Genomic DNA, 22,795 nt, shown 5'->3' on the forward strand with positions numbered 1-22,795 from the left:
GTATTTTAGTTTGCGTTAAACGTCTAAACCTCTCGTATGCGCAAATTATTACTTAGCTTAGTTCTTATTGCACTAAGTACATCTTCTTGTTTACTTTCTGCCCAAAATTTTGACAAATCTCTTTATGGTGCTTTAGAATACAGGCTTATTGGTCCGTTTCGTGGTGGGCGAAGTGCGGCAGTTACTGGTGTTCCCGGTGAGCCTAATCTCTTTTACTTTGGCGCAACGGGCGGTGGCGTCTGGCGCACAAAAACCGGTGGTCGTGAATGGGAAAATATTTCTGATGGCTTTTTTGGCGGAAGCATAGGTGCTGTTTCTGTGGCGCCCAGTGATCATAATGTAATTTACGTAGGTGGTGGTGAACAAACCCTGCGAGGGAATGTTTCGTCTGGTTACGGGGCTTATAAATCTGAAGATGCCGGAAAAACCTGGACGCATATTGGTCTTGATAACAGTAGACATATTCCCAGAATACGTATTCATCCCACAAATCCTGATATTGCTTATGCAGCAGTTTTAGGAGATATTTATAAACCTACCCCAGATCGCGGAGTTTATAAAACAACAGATGGCGGAAAAACATGGAACAAAATGCTTTTTGCCAATGAAAATGCAGGAGCTGTAGATCTGATTCTTGATCCTAATAATCCAAGAGTTTTGTACGCTTCAACCTGGAATGCCCGTCGTACTCCTTATAGTTTAAGCAGTGGTGGCGAAGGCTCAGCTTTGTGGAAAAGTACAGATAGCGGTGCAAACTGGACAGAAATCTCTAAAAAGAAAGGCTTTCCTACCGACACTTTAGGAATTATAGGAGTAGCAGTTTCGCCGGTAGATTCAGAACGTGTTTGGGCAATCGTAGAAAATAAGGATAAAGGTGGTTTATACCGAAGCGATGACGGGGGAGATAGCTGGAAACTGGTTAATGACGATCGCTCTTTACGTCAGCGTGCCTGGTATTATACAAGAGTTTATGCTGATACAGAAGATGAAGATGTGGTTTACGTGCTTAATGTAAGCTATCATAAAAGTACTGATGGCGGTGTAACTTTTGAAGGTGCAAATGCCCCACACGGTGATCATCATGATTTATGGATCTCACCGGAGAATTCACAGCGAATGATCATGGGAGATGACGGAGGCGCACAGATAACTTACGATGGTGGTGAGACATGGAGCACATATCACAATCAGCCTACAGCGCAGTTCTATAGAATAGAAACAGATAATGCGTTCCCATATCGTATTTATGCAGCTCAGCAGGATAATACTACAGTGAGAATTCCGCATAGAACTTCAGGTTACAGCATAACTGAAGATGACTGGGAAAGCACAGCAGGTGGTGAATCTGCATGGATCGCGGTTGACCCGAAAAATCCAGATATTGTTTATGGCGGTAGTTATGACGGCTTTTTAACACGTGTAAATCATGAGAAAGAAACAGTGCGTTCTGTTTCTGTCTGGCCAGACAATCCTATGGGTCACGGAGCTGAGGATATGAAATACCGCTTTCAGTGGAATTTCCCAATCATATTTTCACGTCACGATCCCAATGTGCTTTACACTTTTTCTAACCATGTGCATAAAACCACTAATGAAGGTCAAAGTTGGGAGTTGCTAAGTCCTGATTTAACCCGTAACGATCCTGAAAAATTAAAATCTTCAGGTGGACCAATAACGCAAGACAACACCTCGGTTGAATATTACGGAACGATTTTCACTGCAAATGAAAGTCCGTTAAAAGAAGGCTTGCTTTGGGTAGGTAGTGATGACGGATTAGTGCATGTTACAAAAGATGGAGGTAAGAATTGGAAAAATGTCACTCCTAAAGGAATGCCCGAGTGGATGATGATAAACAGCATAGAGCCAAGCTATTTCAATGAAGGAACTTGTTATATCGCCGGCACAAAATATAAAGAAGGAGATTATGCACCATACTTATACAAAACCACAGATTATGGCAAAAGCTGGAAGAAAATAACAACCGGAATAGAAGCCGAGCATTTTACTCGTGTAATTAGAGAAGACCCTAAACAGGAAGGATTACTCTATGTCGGTACAGAAACGGGGATGTATATTTCATTTGATGATGGCGCAAACTGGAGAGCTTTTCAGTTGAATTTGCCAATTGTTCCTATTACAGATCTGGCAGTAAAAAATGATAATCTAATTGTAGCAACGCAAGGTCGCAGCCTGTGGATCATAGATGATCTTACTATGTTGCGACAATTATACAAACAGGATAAAAAAGCAAATAAACCTGTTCTTTTTAAACCTATAGACACATATCGCATGGAAGGTGGAAGCAGAAAAGGATTAACCGATGCTGGTACAAATCATCCTGCAGTAATGATGACATATTTTTATTTGCCAAAATATGACGAGAAAAAAGATAGCATTTCAATTACCTATTTTGATGCTAAAAATGACACGATCAAGTCTTACAGCACAAAGAGCAAGGAGAATAAACTTGAAGTGAAAGAAGGGGCAAATGAGTTTAACTGGGATATGACCTATGAAGGAGCAGAGCGACTTCCCGGCATGATCTTATGGTGGGCAAGTACAGACGGGCCAAAGCAAATACCGGGGACATATCAGGTAAAACTTAATGTAAATGGGACAGATTATTCTCAATCTTATACCGTTTTGGCAGATCCTCGGGCTGAGGCTTCAAAAGAAGATATGCAGTCGCAGTTTGATTTTATAACAGATGTCAACAAAACCGTTGATAAAGCGCATAAAAGCATCAAAAAGATAAGAAATATCGATAAACAACTCAAGGATTTTCAAGAGCAATATAAGGACGATAAGAAAACAGATTCTTTACGCCTAAAAGCGAAAAAATTACAGGAACAATTAGGTGAAATAGAAAAGGCACTTTATCAAACGCAAAATAAAAGCGGACAAGATCCTTTGAATTTTCCTATAAAACTAACCAACAAACTTGCACATTTAAACAGTTTGGTGAGTATGGGAGATTTTGCCCCTACAGAGCAGGATATTGCGGTTAAAAACGAACTTACACAAAAGATAAATGCAGAGCTGACTAAATTTGACCAACTTATGTCTGATGAGGTTTCAGAATTTAACAAGCAGTTTAATGAACTGGATCTTAATTATCTGTTTGTAGAAGAAGATAAATAAGCTTTCGCGAAAGCGAGTTTAAGACGGCAGAGGTAGCGGGTTTACATAATTGAATTTGCTACCTTTGTTTTTAGATCAAAATCCCGAAATTCTTGCAATATTACCTGTATTTTAAGTCCCTGCACCTGATTTTTATAGTGACCTGGTTTGCCGGTTTATTTTATATGCCACGGCTATTTATCTACCAGATCGAGGCTTCAGAAAAACCCGAGCCGGAAAGTGGTATTTTAGGAAAACAACTTGCTTTAATGGCTAAGCGCCTTTGGTTTATTATAACCTGGCCATCTATGGTTTTGGCGACGCTTTTCGCTTTAATAATGCTCTATTTAAATCCGTATCTAGTGCAAATGCCATGGATGCAGATCAAGCTGGGTTTTGTGGTTTTGCTTTTTGCTTATCATTTTAAAAACCACCAGATATTTAAACAATTGCAACGCGGTGAAGTGAATTATACTTCAAAATTTATGCGTATCTGGAATGAAGGAGCGACCTTAATTCTTTTCGCCGTTATATTTCTGGCTATTACAAAAAGTGCTGTGAACTGGCTGTATGGTTTATTCGGTCTTTTAGGGCTGGCGATACTTTTAATGTTGGGTATTCGGCTTTATAAACGCATACGCGATAAAAATCCTGAGGCGTAGCGGCGCAATTTTTGATTAACTTCCTGCTTAATGAAAACAAACAAGCTTTCTTTACGCACACGCATATTTTTCACGATGATCCTGCTCATTTTGGGAGCATCTATTCTTATAGGTATTCTGGCGGTAATACAATACAAAGAAGAGGCAGAAGAATATCATTCTGACCGTTTGCTGCGCAAGGAAGATCAAATACGGGATGAGATCAGTTATGTGCTAGACAGGACCTCATTCGAGGTAATTACTTCAAAGATCCCAATAATTCTTCGAGAGAATAACGATATCTACCGTATTGCAGATGTACACAAACTGCCTATAAAAGTTTATGATCTTGATGGGAATCTGCTGGTAAGTTCTAAAGAAGGATTCGTTGCTGATACTTCAGATTCTCAAGTAGGAGAAAGCGTTTTAAGTGGCTTGGCAAATTCCGCCGGAAAGCGCTGGGTAGTTCATATGGAAAAAGATGGGGTTAAATACCAGTCTTCTTATACCTACATTAATGATAACCAGTTTAAACCACTGGCTATTATGAACCTGCCCTATATTCAGGATGATGATTTTATAACACGTGAGCTTGATGAGTTCTTACGCCGTCTTGCAGAGGGTTATCTTTTTATGTTGTTGATCGCCATAGGCCTGTCTTATTTTTTGTCTCGTTACATTACTAAAAGTCTTAAGACCATAAGTGATAAAATGATCGAGACACGCATTGATAAGCGTAACCAGCGTATAAATATAGACGATGCCAGTGAGGAGATAAGCAATCTGGTTAAAGCGTATAACCTGATGATAGATGAACTGGAATCGAGTGCAGCAAAGCTGGCTCAGGGAGAGCGCGAACAAGCTTGGCGCGAAATGGCAAAACAGGTTGCTCATGAGATTAAAAACCCGTTGACGCCTATGCGATTGACAGTACAGAGCTTTCAGCAGCGATTTGACCCTGAAGATCCACAAATAAAACAAAAACTCAATGAATATAGCGATACGCTTATACAGCAGATAGATACGATGAGTTCTATCGCTTCGGCGTTCTCTAATTTCGCTAAAATGCCCGCGCAGCAAAATGAAACGCTCAATGTTGTTTTTGTTACCAAACTTGCTTTAGATATTTTTAACGAGCATTACATCAGTTTTGCAGCAGACAGAAATGAGATTATCGCAAAATTTGATCGTACTCAGCTTATTCGCGTGGTTACAAATTTGGTTAAAAATGCCATACAGGCAACAGAAGGTGTTGCGCAGCCGCAAATACGCGTTGAGGTAAAGACAGATGAAGATAAGGTTTGCATACTCGTTATAGACAATGGTTCCGGTATTTCAGAAGAGAATATGAATCGAGTATTTGAACCCAAATTTACTACCAAATCCAGTGGTATGGGCCTTGGCCTGGCCATGGTAAAAAACATTGTTGAATCCTGTAAAGGAAGCATTACCTTTACATCACGCGTGGGAAAAGGCACTGTTTTCAAGGTTTCTTTTCCTAAAGTTGAAATATAATCTTCCAGTACTTTAACCCATAAAACGACCTGCATGTCTTTCCAAAATTTACAATATCAAGAAGAAGACAATTTTGTTTTAATCACAATCGATAGACCTAAAAAGCTCAATGCGCTCAATAAAGAGACTATTCAGGAGCTGCATGACGCTTTCGCGAAAGCTGATAATGACCCGGAAACCCGCTTTATTATTTTAACCGGAAGCGGAGAAAAAGCTTTTGTTGCAGGAGCAGACATAAGTGAATTTTCAGATTTTAATACAGATCAGGGAAGTGCATTAGCGCAAGAAGGGCAAGAACTTCTTTTCGATTTTGTAGAAAATCTGGGTACGCCGGTAATAGCTGCAATTAATGGTTTTGCCTTAGGTGGCGGACTAGAATTAGCTATGGCGGCGCATTTTCGCATAGCGAGTGATAACGCAAAAATGGGTCTGCCTGAAGTATCTCTTGGTTTGATACCGGGATATGGCGGTACACAAAGATTGCCGCAATTAGTAGGCAAGGGTAGAGCGATGGAAATGATCTTCACCGCAGCAATGATAGATGCCAATCAGGCCTTGCAATATGGACTTATAAATCATGTTACCGCACAAGAAGGTCTCATCCCTCTCGCAGAAAAAATAGGAGCTAAGATAACTGCAAATTCTGGCGTTGCGATAAAAGCGGCTATTGAGGCAATAAATGCCGGTTTTGGTGCCAAAAAGGAAGGTTTTTCAAAAGAAATAGAAGCTTTTGGTAACTCTTTTGGTACAGCAGATTTTAAAGAAGGAACATCAGCCTTTCTTGAGAAAAGAAAAGCAGATTTTCCCGGAGAGTAATCAATGCGTGGCGCAATCCTGATTCCATAATTAATCCTTTTATAATCAAATTATTTAAATTGTAAAAATTCCATATATTCGGAATATTTCCTAATTTTACAATATGGAGAAGAGGGATCATATTATGGGAAGAGGAGCTCAAAAGCATGTGAATAACAGGTTTTTTGAACATTCTCATGAGATGCGGGATGACTTTCTCAACTTTTGCGAGCAGGAGGGAGAGGAGCCTGAAAATCAAAGAACTTTATATCTCGATACATTTCCTAAGACCATTGTAAACAAAGTTGAAAGCCCTGATGTAGGGATGGGTTTTTCGCTTAATCCGTATCAGGGTTGTGAGCATGGCTGTGTGTATTGTTATGCGCGTAACTCTCATGAGTATTGGGGTTATGATGCCGGGCTGGATTTTGAGAGCAGAATTCTCGTAAAGAGAAATGCTGTTGGGTTACTTGAGAAAAAGATATCTTCTAAAAGCTGGAAAGCTTACCCTATTGTTTTGTCTGGAAACACAGACTGTTATCAGCCTATTGAGAAAAAGCTGGAAATTACCCGCAAATTATTGCAATTAATGCTCAAATATCGCCACCCGGCGGGGATTATTACAAAGAACGCTCTGGTCACGCGTGATCTGGATATTCTTAAAGAGTTAGCTGCAGACAATCTTATTCAGGTAAATATTTCTATTACTTCACTAAGCGAAGAAACCAGAAGGTTGCTTGAACCGCGAACAGCAACAATAAAAAAGCGATTTGACGCAGTAGAAAAGCTTTCAAAAAATGGAATTCCTGTGCGTGTTATGGCTGCGCCTATAATTCCGGGAATAAACAGCCACGAGATCTTGCCGCTTGTAAAAAGGGCTGCAGACTGCGGTGCCCAGGCTGCAGGATATACTGTGGTAAGACTGAACGGTGCGATTGCGGGAATTTTTGAAGACTGGATACGCAAAGCTTTACCAGACAGAGCAGAAAAGGTGTTGCATCAAATAGCCGAATGTCATAATGGAAAATTAAACGACTCCCAGTTTGGTCGCAGAATGCGTGGCTCAGGTGAATTTGCAGAACAGATTAGGATACAAATTGAGCTTGCGCGAAAAAAATACATGGCTGGCCGAACAATACCGCCACTAAATACAGAACTCCATGAACAATTTAAAGACGGGCAGCTTAAACTGTTCTAAACCTTCCCATTCCACTCTGCGTAAAACTGATCAAGATAAAGCTGCATAAATTCGTGCCTTTTCTTAGCGAGTCGCTTTCCGGTTTCTGTGTTCATTTTATCCTTTAGCAGCAGTAGTTTTTCGTAAAAATGATTAAGGGTAGGCGCGGTAGATTTTTTGTATTCATCTGGCTTCATATTTAAATTGGGTTTTATTTCAGGATCGTAAAGTTTCCTGTTTTTAAACCCACCATAATTAAAAGTACGGGCGATACCAATGGCGCCTATTGCGTCTAGCCTGTCTGCATCCTGCACCACGGCAAGCTCCAGAGAATGAAAATCTTTAACGGTGTTTCCGCCTTTAAAAGAGATATTCTTAATGATCTGCACCACATGATCTACAACCTGACTGTCTGCATTGTTCTTAATGAGAAAAGCAGTAGCCACACGAGGCCCTACTGTTTCATCGCCACTGTAAAATTTTGAATCTGCTATATCGTGTAGCAAAGCCCCAAGAGCAACAATAAGACCGTTTACTTTTTCGCCTTGAGCTATAAGCAGTGCATTGTTATAAACACGCTCTGTATGAAACCAATCGTGGCCGCCTTCTGCATCTGCAAGGGTTTGCTTTACAAAATCTCGTGTTTTATTTATTAGATACAGATCTTCTGCAGAAAATTGTAATGTGCTTATCATGCATCTTTAGGTTTTATAGGTGTGGGACCGGTTTTGCGATGCCTCATGGTGGGAAAGTCTGCCAAGACAATATCCTGCACTTTCTTAACGAGTTCTTCTGGTGGTAAACTGGAAACAGGTATAGGCTCGTGCACCGTGTGAGAAACTTTAACCCCAATATCAAGCGGGAAAGCACCATAGCGCATCAACTTCCACGAATTGTGAATGGTCAAAGGCACCACGATCGCATTGGGCATAAATTTGAATAAGGTTGAAAGTCCGCCGGGAGCAAACTCGCGTGGTATACCATCTTTGCTGCGCGTTCCTTCTGGGAAAATAACCACAGAATGGTGCTCTTTATTAACGGTTTCGGTGATTTTTTTAATGGCGCGAATAGACTGGCCTTTGTCTTTTCTGTCAATAAGAGCAGAGCCGCCGTGGCGTAAATTGTATGAAATACTCGGGATGCCTTTTCCTAATTCCTTTTTACTTATGAATTTAGGATGCAGCCGGCGCATGTACCAAACTATGGGCGGAATATCATATTGCCCCTGGTGATTAGAAACTATTATGATAGGTTGATCTTGGGTTATTGTATACTGATTATTATAGGTAAATGTTGTGCCCAGCAGATTAAGACTACGCAGCAGAAAGAAATTGAGATAATCTACACTCTTTTTGTGTGCCTGGTAGCCAAACAAATTAAAGCACACCCACTGTATGGGATGAAATATCACCAAAGCAAGGCCAAAAGTTAAATAGAATATAACGCTTAACGGGTAAGCCAATATTTTTTTCATAAGGCTAAAATAGGATAACTAAAATGATTATCAAAAATCGGGTTTTAGGGCAGTAAAATCGCTATTTTATGTTGAATTTTCAACGCAGAACAGTTGAAATTAGGAATTTCTATCCTGCTAGATTTATTATCTGGTGGAAATAAGTTTAAAAAGAACTATTTGATTCTGCGATAGAATCGCTTAAGCTAAATTACGACTGGGGTCTTTTTTCATTAATCAGTCTGTAGATAAGAATTGCGGTACGTTTTGTAAGTGCCTCTATTGTGTTAAGGTTTACTGTTTCTGCCGGAGTATGAGCGCCACGTCCCATTGTTCCCAGACCATCAAGACAGGCCAGGTATTGAGCAACAAAAGAAATATCTGCTGCACCACGTTTACCAGGATCATAAGCTTCTACTGCTGGCTGACCCAAATCCTGACTTACCTGATCAAGTTTATGCAGGAGTTCATAATTGGCATCAGTGGGGCCCATTGCGGGGTAGCTGTCTGTAAAAGTGATCTTAGCACTGGTCTGCGGAAGATTATTTGCTACAATTTCGCGCATTTTATTTCTAGCTCTTTCTTTTTGCTCTTCAGATATAAATCGTAGTCCGCCATCTGCATAGGCGGTTTGTGCAACAACATTGCTCTTGCCAAAAACCTCGCCTCGGCTTTTTTCGGCATCAATATTTAATGTTGTTCCGCCTAGCATCATTCCCGGGTTAAAGGTTAAAAGGTCTTCACCTTTCACTTCTGTATAGAATTGATATAGAATACGTGCTAGTTCAAAATTTGCTCCTGCGCCGGTGTACTCATTAAAAATCCCTGAAGAGTGTGCCCGTTTTCCTGTGACTTCAACCTTCCAGCCTGAAGAACCACGTCTGGCCACCGTTGCTTTATCATACCCGGTTGAGGTCTCAAAACATAAAGCAACATCGCTTCTTTTTGCAGCATCAACCAGTGGTTTGCGACTAATACTTATAGGTTTTCCTGCGCTTTCTTCATCACCATTTAACGCAACAGTGATCTGGGCATCATCAAGCAATCCTGCTTCACGCAGAGCTTTTAGTGCATAGAGAATGATCACATCACCTCCTTTCATATCATTTGCTCCGGGGCCTTTTGCAACGCTGTCGTTTACAGGTTCAAATTTCTGAAACTCGCTGTGTTCTTCAAAAACGGTATCGAGATGACCTATTAGCAGGATTCTTTTACCGGTATCACCATTAATAGTAGCAAAAAGGTGACCTGCGCGATTCATTTCTGTTGGCATATCGATCCATTCTGTGGTGAAGCCTATTTCGCTTAAAGCGTTATCATACAATCTTCCGGTTTCACGTACTCCTTGCGGGTTCATAGTACCGCTGTTTACATTAACAACCGTTTCCAGAAATTTGATAGCATCGAGGTTGTTTTTTTCGACCTGAGCGACGATTTTACGTTCTTTTTTGCTGATTTTTTGAGCATAAGAAGAGGTGCTAAAAATTAACAGAAACGCGAGGAGACAAAGGCTTGAGTACTTTAGTTTTAAAGGGAAGGTCATGTATTTAATTTTTCTAAATATACAAAAGTGAAGCTTGATCTTAACACGGCAAAATGAACCGGTTTGTGTGTTAATTTGTAAGAATAGGGGGAATTTCCCCTTGCTTATCGCGAAAAAGTACAAGTATTTTGCGGCAACCAATAACCAATTTATGAAAGCTAAGAAAATCTGGCTTTGGGCCTCGATCTTTATGGGGGTTAATGTGCTCGCTTTCTGTGTAAACAGTTTTGATATTACGCCCAGATTCACCACCTCTGAGGGCGATAACAAGTATGAGGTTTACCTGTTAACCGACTCTAGTGAGGCTACAGCAGCCACAATTGAAAACCGAGCTTTAGCGAAAATAGATCTGTGGCCTTTTGTTTGCTACTACTGTAAATCTTCTAATTCACAAGATAATTACGTGGTCACTTTTAGGGGTGTTTTTGCCGATTTTGGCCTTACAGAGTTCGTTTTTTACACTTTCATTATTGTTATGATCTCTGCTTTTCTTTTTCTGTGGTAGATGTGTTTGTATTTCTTCTCTTGTCCCACCAGACGTAGGCTATGAAAACCAGTAGACTTACTAGTGAGCCCCATAGGAGCCCGCTTTTTAATTGATCTGTGCTTCGACCAATTATAGCGATAAACAACGTGAGCGGTGCGATACCTACCAGAGTGGCAAGAATAAACTTCCAATATCCCATTTTTAAAATTCCTGCGGCAAAACTTATTGCGTCATTAGATAAAAACGGATTTATACGCGTAATAATCACCGCCCAAAAACCATAATTTTCTAAGAATTTTTCGATTTTTTGATTGGTTTTTTGTCCTATTATTTGGTTTACTATATAATCACCAAAATATCGCCCAATGAAATAACCCACGCTGGAAGCACTGAAGACAGCTGCCAGAATAATCAGACTTCCCCACACCGGGCCGTAAGCTAATATCGCCACCACCATGAGTAATAATGAGGGAATCACAATAAGGAACATCTGTAAGATCATAGCGATAACTATAACGACGGGCCCCAGCCAGCCAAAGCCCTGAACCCATGTTTTTATGCGAGCTTCGTCATCGCTGGTAAGTACATTCCAGGCTTCTGTAAAAAAATGATTTACAGCCGGAATAAAAAAGTAGCTAAGCACAAGCGCCGCTACCAGAACAATTGAAATATATAAGGGGAGATTACTTTTTGAAGCTGTTTTTTCTGTTTTTGCCATTTGTAATTATGTGTTCGGCATAGTTTACAAAATAAAACAGGTTTAGGGTGTGAAAGGAATTGTAAAAGATAGGTTACTTAAAAGATGGAATTAATATTTATATTGAGACAATAAATGCACTCTGTGGATAAAGACCTTTTTGATAAATATATACATCAGCTTAGAACACTTAACCGTGGCTATAATAAGGGGTTTGGCCGCGCTCCTCATAAACCAATTCTGCTGCTAGCGATAATAGAATTGGTAAGTAAAGGAATAATTTCTTCTAACAGAATTTTTATTAGCAGCGATCTAATTCTGTCCTTTCGAGATATTTTTCAAAAGTTGGTGACTACGGGTCATAAGGCCAATTTCGCTCTGCCTTTTTTCCATATGCGAAGTGAACCCTTTTGGTATTTAATTAATAAACCCGGAATGGCTATTCCTATGACTGCATCAAGTAGTATCAAAAGCTTTAAAAAGTTAGAAGAAACTATTGCTTTTGCAGAAATTGACAGGGAGCTATTCAATTTATTTGTACAAGAATCAAGTAGGAATGTTATTATTCAATTTCTTCTTCAGGAATATTTTAATAAAAGTGAATTACAGAGCGTATACGAGAGTAGTACAGAAATAGTGATACGGAATGAAATACTGAATGAGCCCACGGAGGTTTATCAGCAACAAATTATAGCGCTAAAGGGAACTATGAGTAAAGATAATTTTCAAGAAGAAATTTTTATTCGCGGTGGAATTTTTAAGAAAACAGTTCCTCAAATTTACAATTATACCTGTTGTATTTCCGGGATGAAGATCATGTCAAATTCATCTGCTCAAATGATTGATGCATGTCATATCATCCCATTTAGTATTTCTAATGACGACACTATTCCTAATGGATTGAGTCTGTCGCCTAACTTGCACCGAGCATTTGATCGAGGTCTTATTACAATAAACAAAGATTATGTTGTACGAGTTTCGAGATCTGTAGAAGAGAATGATTCAGTTTATTCACTTTCACAATTTGATGGTAAACAAATTAATTTACCAACTTCAGAAAAATGGTATCCTTCCCCTGAAGCTTTAATTTGGCATAATAAAGAAGTTTATATTATATAAAGGAACTACTCAAAAACAAAAAAGCCTCAACTTTTAAAGTTAAGGCTTAATCTGCTCCCCCTCTTAGTCTTCCTTCGGCTCATTCCTCGCTCAGGATAAACTTCTCGCCATAAAACAAAAAAGCCCAACCTAATTAAAGATTGGACTTTGAAGCTCCCCCTCTTGGGCTCGAACCAAGGACCCTTTGATTAACAGTCAAATGCTCTAACCAACTGAGCTAAGGAGGAATATATTTTTTTATGTTTTGCTTATTAAATCAAATCGATCTGTTGGTAATCTTATTTGATACAGATTTTAAAGCTGTGCTTTTTTCTGTAAGCGGATGCAAATATACCCAAATTTTAATACTGTCAAAACTAAAATTAAAAAATATTTGCCGCTCTTATTTTTTAGCTTCTTTTTACAAGTGAAGCAGCCTTTTATTCAGGTTTGTTTTTTATTAGTTGAAGCCGCTCCAGCAGAGTTTTTGCGCGCTCACTTGTTGCTGTAGAAAGTGTTTGGATCGCAGCTTGCATTTTTGTTTTCTTTTTAATTGTAAAAATAAAAAAAGCCCCTGAGAACAGGAGCTTTAAGTGACCACAAGAAAAGAGGTCTATTTTGAAATATCGTTAGTAGGCTACTTAAATAGCCATCTATAAATATCGTTTCCGTTTGCGAAAAGGACCAGAGCTATAAGTAAAAAGAAACCGGCCATTTGTGCGTATTCTAAGAATTTATCGCTTGGCTTTCTTCCGGTGATAATCTCATATAACAAGAACATGACATGACCACCGTCGAGTGCGGGAATTGGTAAAATGTTCATGAAAGCCAGAATTATAGAAATAAGGGCAGTTGTTTCCCAGAAAGATAGCCAGTTCCAGGTATTAGGGAATAAGCTGGCGATAGCGCCAAAACCACCTACCTGAGTGGCACCTTTTTTCGTGAAAACGTATTTAAACTGCGCTACATAATCATGCAGCACCCAATAGCCATAGCTCACACCTGCAGGTATGCTCTCGTAGAAGCTATAGTCTGTATGCTTATAACTGTAGCCTACTTCAGGATAAACACCAAAAACATGATCTTCACCTACCCTGATGTCAGTCTGTTGGGCGTTTCCATTTCTGTTGTAAGTAACACTAAAATCTTTTTTATCTGGATTATCCAGCTTTATTTGCTGAAACTGATTCCATGTGCTTATTTGCTCACCGTCTACTGCTGTGATCACATCGCCATGTTGCAGACCTCCTTCTGCCGCTGGAGTACCGGGGACAATACTGTCTAAAACGGGTTTTATAATTGGTGAAAAAGGAGCCACGACACCGTCTTCAAACATCTTGCTGCCAATATCTTCTGGTATGCTAATGGTTTCTGTGCTTCCGTCTGGGTGCTGAACTGTAACATTCTGAACATCGCGGAGCATTAGAAAACGGTTTATTTGTACGCTGTTTTCAAACTCCTTACCGTTAACTTCAAGTATCTGGTCCCCGTCCTGGAAACCATACTGCTTAAAGCTTTCGGCCACAGCCAGACCATCTGGCAACTGGTCTGGTCCTGATACATCTTTACCGTAGTATGCGATTATAAGAATGTAAATAAGGCAACCCAGAATAATATTTACGGTTACGCCACCTATCATTACAATTAGTCGTTGCCATGCCGGTTTGCTTCTAAATTCCCATGGTTTAGGCTCTTCTGCCATCTGCTCCTTGTCCATGCTTTCATCAATCATTCCGGCAATTTTCACATAACCACCCAGAGGTAACCAGCCAATACCGTAAACGGTCTCGCCAATTTTTTTCTTGAACAATGAGAATTTAACATCAAAGAAAAGGTAGAATTTTTCTACGCGTATTCCAAAAAGACGAGCTGGTACAAAGTGACCAAACTCATGTAATATGATAAGTATAGAGAGACTTAAAAAAAGTTGTATTCCTTTAACAAAAAATGGATCCATCTGCGGGGTTTTAACTCAAAAGTGCACAAAAGTAACCTTTTCCTTGGCTATACAAAAGAAATACGGCTTGTCGCTCTGTCAATTAGTAAGTTTTTAGCTATATGCTATGCCTAGCTGCGATTCACATTGTAATTTTGCAATCCCAAAAGGAAAGGTATGTTACACTTTTTTGCTAAGTACAAGAAGTTTGCCATAGTGATGGCGATACTCTCTGCCATTATACTTTATTGTATTTATACATTATTAAAACCACCGCCCAGTCTCCCGGTTTATCAACCTACTATGGTTGCTGCAGACCTGGTAGATACTACGGTCCAGGATGTGAAAAAATACCATAGAATAGCCGATTTTCAATTGGTTAACCAAAATGGAGACACTGTTACCCAAGAAGATTATGCCGGTAAAATTTATGTGGCAGATTTCTTTTTTACAACTTGCCAGACAATTTGCCCTATCATGACAGATCACATGAAGCAGATACAGGAAGAGCTTAAAAATGATGATCAGGTAAAATTATTGTCGCATACGGTTATCCCGGAAACTGATACTGTAGCGCAATTAAAGCGTTATGCCATAGAAAAAGGAGTAGATGATAGCAAGTGGAATCTTGTTACAGGTCCTAAAAAGGATATTTACGACCTGGCGCGAAAAAGTTATCTGGCGGTGAAAACCACTGGTGACGGTGGTAAATATGATATGATACATACAGAGAACTTTATGCTTATAGATCCTGAAAAGAGAATAAGAGGGTTTTATGACGGTACAGATCCTGATGCGATTGACAAATTACTTGATGATATTGAGACTTTAAAGAAGATTGAAGCGCGCAGAAATAAAGCTGATTAACGTGTTATTGCCGGTTTAAGTCAATTTTATGCCATTGCCGCCCGATTTTCAGTCATTTTAAGCGACTTTTCTTTCCTCGTAACTTGTTTTTCCTTTACTTTTGCTCTAGTTTAAATTAAATCTAAATAAACACATTGATAACTTCTTTAGCTCATCTAAAACGCGGAGAGAAAGCCATCATCAAAGAATTTTCGGTAGACTTAGTACCTTTAAAATTACTTGAGATGGGATGCCTGCCAGGAAACGAAGTAGAGATAGTACAGATTGCGCCTTTTAAAGACCCCATGTATTTAAATATCAACGGCAGTCATCTTGCCATTCGCAAAGAGACGGCCTACCATATTGCAATAGAAAAGCTGTAAACATGAGTAAACAGCTTAGCGTTGCCCTCATAGGAAATCCAAATACTGGTAAGACTTCGGTTTTTAATCGATTAACAGGTCTTAACCAGAAGGTGGGTAATTACCCGGGGATTACTGTTGAGAAAAAGGAAGGAATTTGTAAACTTCCTCGTGGGGTAAAAGCCCATATTCTTGATCTTCCCGGCACATATAGTTTAAATGCCAGTTCGCTTGATGAGAATGTCGTTATCGAGCTTATGCTCAACAAAAATGATAAAGATTATCCAGATGTTGCTGTTGTAGTTTCAGATGTTGAGAATCTTAAGCGTAATCTTCTCCTGTTTACCCAAATAAAAGATCTTAAAATACCTACGATTCTTGTCATAAACATGGCAGATCGTATGGAGCGCAAAGCCATCACGCTAGACATTAAAACGATGGAAGAGCGGCTAAATACAAAAATAGCGCTTGTTAGTTCGCGTAAAAATGAAGGTTTTGAAGAGCTTAAAGAATTAATTACGCAGTACAAAACGCTTTCATCAGAGCCATGTGTTAACGCATCTGTCATAGCACCAGATTATTTTGATCGTTTACGTAAGGCTTTCCCCAATCAGGATCTTTATAAACTCTGGCTGGTTATAACTCAGGATGTCAACTTTGGTAAGTTAGACAGAAATGAAGTGCACGATATTACTTCTTTTAAAACCGAAAGTAAAAGCAATCTGAAGCGCCTTCAACAGAAGGAAACCATCGTTCGATACCAGTTTATTAACGGCGTTCTTAAAGAAACACAGCGCATAGATCACGCTGCCGCGAAAGATTTGCGCAGTAGGTTAGATCGTGTATTAACCCATAAATTCTGGGGTTACATCATTTTCTTTGCGATTTTGCTGCTTATTTTTCAGGCGATCTATGATTGGTCTGCATACCCAATGGATCTTATCGATATGGGATTTGCGGCGATAGGCGAGTGGGTTGATACAACATTGCCGCCGGGCGCTTTTACAGATCTTGTAGCAGAAGGTATTATTCCAGGTTTGGGTGGTATTGTGATTTTTATACCTCAAATCGCGTTTTTATTCCTATTTATATCGATTTTAGAAGAAACCGGTTACATGAGTCGTGTGGTTTTCCTGATGGACAGGATCATGAGACGTTTTGGCCTTAGCGGTAAAAGTGTGGTGCCTCTGGTTTCTGGTACAGCCTGTGCGATACCGGCAATTATGGCAACGCGTAATATTGAGAACTGGAAAGAGCGATTGATCACCATTCTTGTGACGCCGTTTACCACATGCTCTGCACGTTTGCCGGTTTATCTTATTATTATTTCTTTAGTGATACCAGATAAGCGCGTGCTTTATTTTCTCAACTACCAGAGTCTTGCATTGATGCTGCTTTATTTGTTAGGTTTTGCAACGGCTATACTTTCTGCGTGGTTGCTCAACAATATTCTTAAGATTAAAAGCAAATCTTTCTTTGTGATCGAGATGCCTAATTATAAGCTTCCGCTGTTTAAGAACGTGCTTTATAATGTTATCGAAAAAACCAAATCCTTTGTTCTTGGCGCCGGTAAAATAATTCTTGCAATATCTATCGTTCTTTGGGTGCTTGCATCTAACGGGCCAGGTGAAGATTTCGCGAGAGCGGAAGAAACCGCCAGACAGGACTTGCAGGAAGGGAAATTTGCAGCCAACGAGCTCGATAAGCACATTGCCTCATATAAGTTAGAAAATAGCTACATAGGCTATGTGGGCAAAGGTATTGAACCTATTGTGCGCCCATTGGGTTATGACTGGAAGATTGGTATCGCCATTGTAAGTTCTTTTGCAGCTCGTGAAGTTTTTGTAGGTACGCTGGCGACAATTTACAGTGTGGGAAGTGATGAGGAAGAAACGATCAAAAACAGAATGGCAGGTGAGGTAAATCCCGTACTTGGCGGACCTCTATTTAACCTTGCCAGCGGAGTATCTTTATTGTTATTCTATGCCTTTGCGATGCAATGTATGAGTACGCTGGCTATCGTAAAAAGAGAAACTAATACATGGAAATGGCCAGTGTTACAACTGGTATTTATGAGCGGTTTTGCGTATCTTGTAGCATTAGCCGCATATCAAATTTTGAAATAGACAGATTATGGAATGGATTCAAAATGCTTTAGTGTTACTTATATTTTTAGCCGCTGCAGGCTATTTAGTAACTAAATTTATATGGAAACCAGCTTTTTTAGGTGGAAACTCTTCTAAAAAAGGAGGTTGCGGAAAGGACGACTGTGGTTGTCATTAGTAGATGAAATAGTGTAATATCAGTTTAAAAAGTTGATATAATTTATAGAAATCTATTATTTCAATTAAACTTGTATATTTGTGCAAATTTTTTAGTTGAAAAATAATTACAACCCCAAATTCGTAATTGTTCTGCTGTTTCTTAATTTCGTCCTGCAAGCTCAAGTTGGCATTGGGACGGTAAACGTAGATGACGGTAGTGCTTTGCAGATAGATAGTACAATAGGAGCTCTTGTGCCGCCGCGCATGACAGAGACCCAGATGCTGGCTATACCTTCACCACTTGATGGCTCTATAGTCTACAATTCAACTTCATCTTCCTTATTTTTATTTTCATCGGGAACCTGGAATGACCTTACTCGACCTGATTTACCTGCTGTAGTATTACGTAAAGATTATGAAGCAAATCCAGATAACAATGTTGTCAACACGGCTACAAATACTTATTATCCCTTTCCATTAAATACTCCTGAGCTAGAATCTATAGACAATTCATTTTTTCAGGTAGTTTCAGACGGGACCATAAAAATTTTACAGGACGGGAACTATATGATCTCTGCAGGATTTGCAGTAAGCAATCTGCCTTCAGGAGATAAAAAATATATTATTGGTGTTTATAAAGACGGAAATCTAATAGGTTATTTAGTAAGGGGAAACGTGAATTTCCCAAGTGGTTCAACTAATGAATGGGGAACGAGTGGTGTGCTGGTTTACGCTTTAAAAGCCAATGATCAAATTAGATTGAGTTATGTTCTGAATAATAACAATGTCAACCTTGATGCGCGCTTTTTTAATATAGGAATTGTAAAGCTGTAATTAAATATAAACTATTGAAATTTAAGAGTTTAATTCTGTTTTTGTTTATTAGTTACTTTGGCTTTTCTCAAACTGAAAGTACAAAAGGGGTAGGTATTAATACTACAGATCTCGCGCCGGGATCTGCTCTACAGATCAATAGTACAACGCGTGCATTGGTGCAGCCCAGAATGACTACTGCACAAATGAATGCTATACCCACGCCTTTAGACGGTGCGTTAATATACAATACCACAGAAAGTAACTGGTATATTCGTACAGAAGGTATTTGGCAACCTTTTTTACGTACCGAAACACCATCAGCTATTTTGAATCGCGGCAGTATGAACGGCGGAATAATTCTGGCCAATGATGATGCGATCACGTCTTTTCCTGTTAATGAAAATTATGTGTTGAGCACCGGGTCAGGTTTTTATAAACTTTCGGCCAATCACGGAGAAGTGCAGGTTTTAAAAAGCGGAACGTATCTGATTTCAGCGGGTTTTTCAACCACAAATATGCCTACTGGTAATCGTAATTATCGGGTAGAAGTATCAATAAACGGAGTAAAGCCATTGATAATTACAGACGGAGCGGTAAATCTGCCTAGTTCTGATTATTGGGGAACAAGTGGTAACATTCTTTTACTTTTAAATGCTAATGATATTATTAATGTGGGCTATTCCCTTAAAGGCGCTAGCGCTGGAACCGCTAATGCAGCATTTTTTAATATAGGTGTTTCAAAACTTTAATTTCGCGAAAGAATTCAATTCTTTGATGATTTAATCTTCTTTTTGTTTTAAACTCAAATTTAAACAGTAATCCTTTTTCTCAATTCTACCGTTTGCAGCTTTAGGATATGGGCTTAAAGAATATGCCAGAAAGTCTTTCTCGTTAGAGCTAAAAAGCAATCGGGAATTACCTGTACCGCTAAATTTCACCTCTTTTTCTTCTATAAAATTGCCATCTTTATAAAGCTCAACTTTTATTATTGCTTCACCGGCCCAGATACAATTTGCATCACTGGGGCAACGGGAATCTGAAACCACCTCTTTAAATTTTATAGCAAAATCGCCTAGGTTTACCATTTTACCATAGTGTGCTTTTAGAACAATTTGCGGCGGAAAGACCTGATGATCTACCTGCACAGTATCTTTTTCAACTTCTTGAGAAAAACCGGCTGTAGCAAGCAAAAAACAACAAAAAACAATCAAAAATCGCATCATACAATTAAATTACTCATTAAAATTGACTTATAAAAATGGCGTTAGTTGCAATTAACCCAAACCTACGTCAAGTGTCATCATAAGTATAAAGCCACCTATAAAACCCATTGTCGAAAGGTCTGCGTGATTTCCACGCTGTGCTTCTGGGACCACTTCTTCTATTACAACAAATATCATTGCGCCCGCGGCGAAGGCTAGCGCATATGGTAAAATAGGTTTAAATGACATTACAGCATAAGCGCCTAAAACTGCAGCAACAGGTTCTACGATTGCAGAAAGTTGGCCGTAATTAAAACTTCGCCATCTGCTCAATCCCTGTCTGCGCAAAGGCATGGCAACTGCAAATCCTTCCGGGAAGTTTTGTAAGCCTATACCAATTGCCAAAGCTACTGCGCCACCAATTGTCGCACCCTCAAAACCCGCTGATACTCCGCCAAAAAGGACACCCACAGCCAGACCTTCTGGTATGTTGTGAAGTGTGATCGCAAGTGTAAGCAGTACGGCTTTGTGCCAAGGCGTTTTAATACCTTCCTGTTCTTCAAAATTAACGTGTAAATGAGGTAAAATTTTGTCTAAACCGTATAGAAATCCGGCGCCTAAAGCGAAACCTACAACTGCAGGAATCACTTTTTCAAAACCTTCTCCCGGACTCATCTCTATACCGGGCGCCAGTAAGCTCCAGAAACTGGCTGCTACCATAACACCACCTGTAAAACCTAGCATAGCATCAAAAAGAGCACGATTCATTCCTTTAAAGAAAAAGACCAGAGAAGCTCCTAAAGCTGTAACGCCCCATGTAAAAAGCGTTGCATAAAAAGCAGCGAGTACAGGGTCAAGTTGCTCAAAGTAATCTATAATATTGTTTAGCATAACGTATTTCTGTTTTACTTATTCATGTTTAAAATGCTACAAGGTTTAACCTCGTGCAGGTTGTTATTAGGCTATAAAAACCGGAATATCAACTCTGTGGCGCACACCGTCTACGGTGGTTCCAAAAAGCAAATCTTTAAAAAGCATATGGCCGTGACCGCCCAATACAAGCAAATCAAAACTGCCGTTGTTAACGATCTTAGAAATTGAACGTTTAGGAGAGCCAAAGCCCAGTTCTATAACTATATTAAATCCCTGATTTTCAAGTTCGATCTTGTAGGTGTCTAAAAATGCTCTGTCACTGGTCGTTTCAAAATCCTGGATTGTATTGCCATAAATTAAAGCACCCGGAGTTTCAACGATATGAATCAGCGTATAAATAGCCTCTTTACCGCCCATTTGTATCGCAGAAGATATTGTTTTTATGTCAGATTTAGAAAAATCAAGGGCGATGGCAATTTTCTTATAATCTTTAACCGTGGCAAGATCAAGAAAGGAAGTTGAGGTAACGTGCGGCACCATATTTCGTTCTTTTATGCTGGTTTTTTTGATCAATGGTTTAATTGTGATATAGATCAATAGTAAGCCTGCACCGGCAATGAGAGGAATCAGAAACATCCAGATATAAAAAGTATTTTCTGAACTTTCTAACCAGCTGTTTACCTCGTCAAAGACCAATTTCGCATTTAGCGCAACAATTATTATTGTGATTAGCCAGGAAGCTATTCTAAGCGGCCATTTAATGTGATACCCATTCATTTTCTTGTTGTCGCTTACAAAATGAATAAGTGGTATCATCGCAAAACCCAGTTGTAAGCTAAGAACTACCTGACTCAATACGAGCAATTCTCCCAGACCATGCTCGCCATAATAGATAACAGTGAGGAGCGCCGGTACGATTGCGATCATACGTGTAAGCAGCCTGCGTACCCACGGCTGTATGCGCAGGTTCAGGTAACCTTCCATCACGATTTGTCCTGCTAAAGTCCCGGTTAGAGTAGAACTTTGTCCTGCGGCAATTAACGCTATTGCGAAAAGGATAGGAGCCCATTTTGTGCCCAGAAGCCCTTGCAATAATTTGTGAGCATCTGTAATATCTGCAACCTGGTACATTCCGTTTTTGAAAAAGACAGAAGCTGCTAGAATTAAAATAGCAGCATTTACAAAAAAGGCGAGGTTAAGAGCGATTGCAGAATCGAGAAAATTGAGCCTTAAAGCCTGTTTTATACCTCTTTTTGTGTGATTTATTTTTCGGGTTTGTACTAAGGAAGAATGCAGATACAAATTGTGAGGCATTACGGTAGCACCTATGATTCCTATTGCAATATAAAGCGCAGTGCTGCCTGGTAAAGAAGGAATAAAACCAGTCATAACTTCGCCTAAATCGGGTTTTGCAAAGAACATTTCGCCCAGAAAGGAGAGTCCGATAATGAATATAAGACTGATTATAAAACGCTCCATACGTCTTATGCCTTTGTTTAGCAGGAATAGCAGTAAAAAGCTATCCAGAACAGTGATGCACACGCCCCAGATAATTGGCATACCAAATAAGAGTTGCAACCCGATCGCCATACCTATAACTTCGGCGAGATCGCATGCCGCAATTGCGATTTCGGCGAGAAGCCATAAAATAAAGTTCACAAAAGCCGGGTATTCTTCTCTTGATGCCTGCGCCAGATCTACACCGCGCACGATGCCCAAACGTGAACACAGACTTTGTAACAGGAGCGCCATAATATTAGACATTAACAGCACCCAAAGTAGCGAATACCCAAACTGGCTACCACCGGCAATATCTGTAGCCCAGTTACCGGGATCCATATAGCCCACACTTACCAGATAGGCGGGCCCTAAAAAAGCAAGTATCTTTTTCCAGCCGGTTTTTTTACCAGAGGTGCTTATGGAGCCGTGTACTTCTTCAAGCGATTTTTTACCTGTTTTGTTCATTTTTT

At 39.6% G+C, this 22,795-nt stretch carries 21 protein-coding genes and 1 tRNA gene; 13 read left to right on the plus strand and 9 right to left on the minus strand.

Going from position 1 to position 22,795, the window contains the following annotated elements; translation table 11 throughout:
- Window positions 1–36 precede the first annotated feature (36 nt).
- From ACH3PA_RS07825 to ACH3PA_RS07845, 5 genes are all read left to right on the plus strand, one after another.
- Window positions 37–3,141 carry a VPS10 domain-containing protein gene (locus ACH3PA_RS07825; RefSeq protein ID WP_416448495.1) on the plus strand — a complete coding sequence of 1,035 codons (3,105 nt, stop codon included), beginning with the start codon at window positions 37–39 and terminating at the stop codon, window positions 3,139–3,141.
- Between the two features lie 92 nt (window positions 3,142–3,233).
- Window positions 3,234–3,782, plus strand: a complete 549-nt coding sequence (locus tag ACH3PA_RS07830) for a CopD family protein (RefSeq protein ID WP_416448496.1) — start codon at window positions 3,234–3,236, stop codon at window positions 3,780–3,782.
- Between the two features lie 30 nt (window positions 3,783–3,812).
- Entirely contained in the window at window positions 3,813–5,276 is a 1,464-nt protein-coding gene (locus tag ACH3PA_RS07835; protein ID WP_416448497.1) for an ATP-binding protein, read from the plus strand.
- Between the two features lie 33 nt (window positions 5,277–5,309).
- Window positions 5,310–6,092: an enoyl-CoA hydratase/isomerase family protein gene (locus ACH3PA_RS07840; RefSeq protein WP_416445456.1), complete on the plus strand. Its 783-nt coding sequence runs from the start codon at window positions 5,310–5,312 to the stop codon at window positions 6,090–6,092.
- A gap of 103 nt (window positions 6,093–6,195) precedes the next feature.
- The gene (locus ACH3PA_RS07845; protein WP_416445454.1) at window positions 6,196–7,269 is read left to right on the plus strand and encodes a PA0069 family radical SAM protein; all 1,074 of its coding nucleotides are present in this window, start codon (window positions 6,196–6,198) and stop codon (window positions 7,267–7,269) included.
- Here ACH3PA_RS07845 and ACH3PA_RS07850 read toward each other — a convergent pair.
- The 3 genes from ACH3PA_RS07850 to ACH3PA_RS07860 form a co-directional block, all read right to left on the minus strand.
- A complete protein-coding gene (locus tag ACH3PA_RS07850) occupies window positions 7,266–7,943 on the minus strand; it encodes an HD domain-containing protein (protein ID WP_416445452.1) in 678 nt (225 codons plus the stop codon). The two genes, ACH3PA_RS07845 and ACH3PA_RS07850, sit on opposite strands and share 4 nt — an antisense overlap.
- Window positions 7,940–8,722, minus strand: a complete 783-nt coding sequence (locus ACH3PA_RS07855) for a lysophospholipid acyltransferase family protein (RefSeq protein WP_416445450.1) — start codon at window positions 8,720–8,722, stop codon at window positions 7,940–7,942. The genes ACH3PA_RS07850 and ACH3PA_RS07855 overlap by 4 nt, the downstream gene beginning before the upstream one ends.
- Window positions 8,723–8,912: 190 nt before the next feature.
- On the minus strand, window positions 8,913–10,244 hold the full coding sequence (locus ACH3PA_RS07860; protein WP_416445448.1) for a M20/M25/M40 family metallo-hydrolase: 1,332 nt from the start codon (window positions 10,242–10,244) through the stop codon (window positions 8,913–8,915).
- Between the two features lie 151 nt (window positions 10,245–10,395).
- Between ACH3PA_RS07860 and ACH3PA_RS07865 the strand changes: the two genes are divergently transcribed.
- On the plus strand, window positions 10,396–10,749 hold the full coding sequence (locus ACH3PA_RS07865) for a hypothetical protein (RefSeq protein ID WP_416445446.1): 354 nt from the start codon (window positions 10,396–10,398) through the stop codon (window positions 10,747–10,749).
- Here ACH3PA_RS07865 and ACH3PA_RS07870 read toward each other — a convergent pair.
- Window positions 10,718–11,449: a TVP38/TMEM64 family protein gene (locus tag ACH3PA_RS07870; protein ID WP_416445444.1), complete on the minus strand. Its 732-nt coding sequence runs from the start codon at window positions 11,447–11,449 to the stop codon at window positions 10,718–10,720. The two genes, ACH3PA_RS07865 and ACH3PA_RS07870, sit on opposite strands and share 32 nt — an antisense overlap.
- A 123-nt stretch (window positions 11,450–11,572) precedes the next feature.
- Here ACH3PA_RS07870 and ACH3PA_RS07875 point away from each other — a divergent pair, with 123 nt between their 5' ends.
- On the plus strand, window positions 11,573–12,547 hold the full coding sequence (locus ACH3PA_RS07875; protein ID WP_416445442.1) for an HNH endonuclease: 975 nt from the start codon (window positions 11,573–11,575) through the stop codon (window positions 12,545–12,547).
- 153 nt (window positions 12,548–12,700) lie between these two features.
- On the opposite strand, the gene ACH3PA_RS07880 is transcribed toward ACH3PA_RS07875, so the two are convergent.
- Window positions 12,701–12,774: transfer RNA gene (locus ACH3PA_RS07880), tRNA-Asn, on the minus strand.
- 389 nt (window positions 12,775–13,163) lie between these two features.
- Window positions 13,164–14,483 (minus strand): RIP metalloprotease RseP, encoded by a 1,320-nt coding sequence (gene rseP / locus ACH3PA_RS07885; RefSeq protein WP_416445440.1) that lies wholly within the window; start codon window positions 14,481–14,483, stop codon window positions 13,164–13,166.
- 156 nt (window positions 14,484–14,639) lie between these two features.
- On the opposite strand from rseP, the gene ACH3PA_RS07890 reads away from it, so the two are divergent.
- From ACH3PA_RS07890 to ACH3PA_RS07915, 6 genes are all read left to right on the plus strand, one after another.
- The gene (locus ACH3PA_RS07890; RefSeq protein ID WP_416445438.1) at window positions 14,640–15,329 is read left to right on the plus strand and encodes an SCO family protein; all 690 of its coding nucleotides are present in this window, start codon (window positions 14,640–14,642) and stop codon (window positions 15,327–15,329) included.
- A gap of 134 nt (window positions 15,330–15,463) precedes the next feature.
- Window positions 15,464–15,691, plus strand: coding sequence for a FeoA family protein (locus tag ACH3PA_RS07895; protein WP_416445436.1), 228 nt, complete (start codon window positions 15,464–15,466; stop codon window positions 15,689–15,691).
- 2 nt (window positions 15,692–15,693) lie between these two features.
- Window positions 15,694–17,796: a ferrous iron transport protein B gene (gene feoB / locus ACH3PA_RS07900; RefSeq protein WP_416445434.1), complete on the plus strand. Its 2,103-nt coding sequence runs from the start codon at window positions 15,694–15,696 to the stop codon at window positions 17,794–17,796.
- 7 nt (window positions 17,797–17,803) lie between these two features.
- A complete protein-coding gene (locus tag ACH3PA_RS07905; protein WP_416445432.1) occupies window positions 17,804–17,953 on the plus strand; it encodes a hypothetical protein in 150 nt (49 codons plus the stop codon).
- Window positions 17,954–18,048: 95 nt separating this feature from the next.
- On the plus strand, window positions 18,049–18,768 hold the full coding sequence (locus ACH3PA_RS07910; RefSeq protein ID WP_416448498.1) for a hypothetical protein: 720 nt from the start codon (window positions 18,049–18,051) through the stop codon (window positions 18,766–18,768).
- A 14-nt stretch (window positions 18,769–18,782) separates the two neighbouring features.
- Window positions 18,783–19,499: a hypothetical protein gene (locus tag ACH3PA_RS07915; protein ID WP_416445428.1), complete on the plus strand. Its 717-nt coding sequence runs from the start codon at window positions 18,783–18,785 to the stop codon at window positions 19,497–19,499.
- 30 nt (window positions 19,500–19,529) lie between these two features.
- Here the strand turns inward: ACH3PA_RS07915 and ACH3PA_RS07920 are convergent, their stop codons facing one another.
- The 3 genes from ACH3PA_RS07920 to ACH3PA_RS07930 all read right to left on the minus strand — a co-directional run bounded on the left by ACH3PA_RS07920 (window position 19,530) and on the right by ACH3PA_RS07930 (window position 22,790).
- Window positions 19,530–19,973 carry a hypothetical protein gene (locus tag ACH3PA_RS07920; protein ID WP_416445425.1) on the minus strand — a complete coding sequence of 148 codons (444 nt, stop codon included), beginning with the start codon at window positions 19,971–19,973 and terminating at the stop codon, window positions 19,530–19,532.
- 51 nt (window positions 19,974–20,024) lie between these two features.
- Entirely contained in the window at window positions 20,025–20,843 is an 819-nt protein-coding gene (locus ACH3PA_RS07925) for a ZIP family metal transporter (RefSeq protein ID WP_416445423.1), read from the minus strand.
- A 66-nt stretch (window positions 20,844–20,909) separates the two neighbouring features.
- Window positions 20,910–22,790 (minus strand): Nramp family divalent metal transporter, encoded by a 1,881-nt coding sequence (locus ACH3PA_RS07930; RefSeq protein ID WP_416445421.1) that lies wholly within the window; start codon window positions 22,788–22,790, stop codon window positions 20,910–20,912.
- Window positions 22,791–22,795 lie beyond the last annotated feature (5 nt).

It is taken from the genome of Leeuwenhoekiella sp. A2 (assembly GCF_047946655.1).
Taxonomy (GTDB): domain Bacteria; phylum Bacteroidota; class Bacteroidia; order Flavobacteriales; family Flavobacteriaceae; genus Leeuwenhoekiella.

What these genes read in the sequence shown, in the direction of transcription:
- ACH3PA_RS07825 (WP_416448495.1), top strand. Translation starts at nt 37, where the DNA reads ATGCGCAAATTATTACTTAGCTTAGTTCTTATTGCACTAAGTACATCT.
- ACH3PA_RS07835 (WP_416448497.1), top strand. Translation starts at nt 3,813, where the DNA reads ATGAAAACAAACAAGCTTTCTTTACGCACACGCATATTTTTCACGATG.
- ACH3PA_RS07840 (WP_416445456.1), top strand. Translation starts at nt 5,310, where the DNA reads ATGTCTTTCCAAAATTTACAATATCAAGAAGAAGACAATTTTGTTTTA.
- ACH3PA_RS07845 (WP_416445454.1), top strand. Translation starts at nt 6,196, where the DNA reads ATGGAGAAGAGGGATCATATTATGGGAAGAGGAGCTCAAAAGCATGTG.
- ACH3PA_RS07850 (WP_416445452.1), bottom strand. Translation starts at nt 7,943, where the DNA reads ATGATAAGCACATTACAATTTTCTGCAGAAGATCTGTATCTAATAAAT.
- ACH3PA_RS07855 (WP_416445450.1), bottom strand. Translation starts at nt 8,722, where the DNA reads ATGAAAAAAATATTGGCTTACCCGTTAAGCGTTATATTCTATTTAACT.
- ACH3PA_RS07860 (WP_416445448.1), bottom strand. Translation starts at nt 10,244, where the DNA reads ATGACCTTCCCTTTAAAACTAAAGTACTCAAGCCTTTGTCTCCTCGCG.
- ACH3PA_RS07865 (WP_416445446.1), top strand. Translation starts at nt 10,396, where the DNA reads ATGAAAGCTAAGAAAATCTGGCTTTGGGCCTCGATCTTTATGGGGGTT.
- ACH3PA_RS07870 (WP_416445444.1), bottom strand. Translation starts at nt 11,449, where the DNA reads ATGGCAAAAACAGAAAAAACAGCTTCAAAAAGTAATCTCCCCTTATAT.
- rseP (WP_416445440.1), bottom strand. Translation starts at nt 14,483, where the DNA reads ATGGATCCATTTTTTGTTAAAGGAATACAACTTTTTTTAAGTCTCTCT.
- ACH3PA_RS07890 (WP_416445438.1), top strand. Translation starts at nt 14,640, where the DNA reads ATGTTACACTTTTTTGCTAAGTACAAGAAGTTTGCCATAGTGATGGCG.
- feoB (WP_416445434.1), top strand. Translation starts at nt 15,694, where the DNA reads ATGAGTAAACAGCTTAGCGTTGCCCTCATAGGAAATCCAAATACTGGT.
- ACH3PA_RS07905 (WP_416445432.1), top strand. Translation starts at nt 17,804, where the DNA reads ATGGAATGGATTCAAAATGCTTTAGTGTTACTTATATTTTTAGCCGCT.
- ACH3PA_RS07920 (WP_416445425.1), bottom strand. Translation starts at nt 19,973, where the DNA reads ATGATGCGATTTTTGATTGTTTTTTGTTGTTTTTTGCTTGCTACAGCC.
- ACH3PA_RS07925 (WP_416445423.1), bottom strand. Translation starts at nt 20,843, where the DNA reads ATGCTAAACAATATTATAGATTACTTTGAGCAACTTGACCCTGTACTC.
- ACH3PA_RS07930 (WP_416445421.1), bottom strand. Translation starts at nt 22,790, where the DNA reads ATGAACAAAACAGGTAAAAAATCGCTTGAAGAAGTACACGGCTCCATA.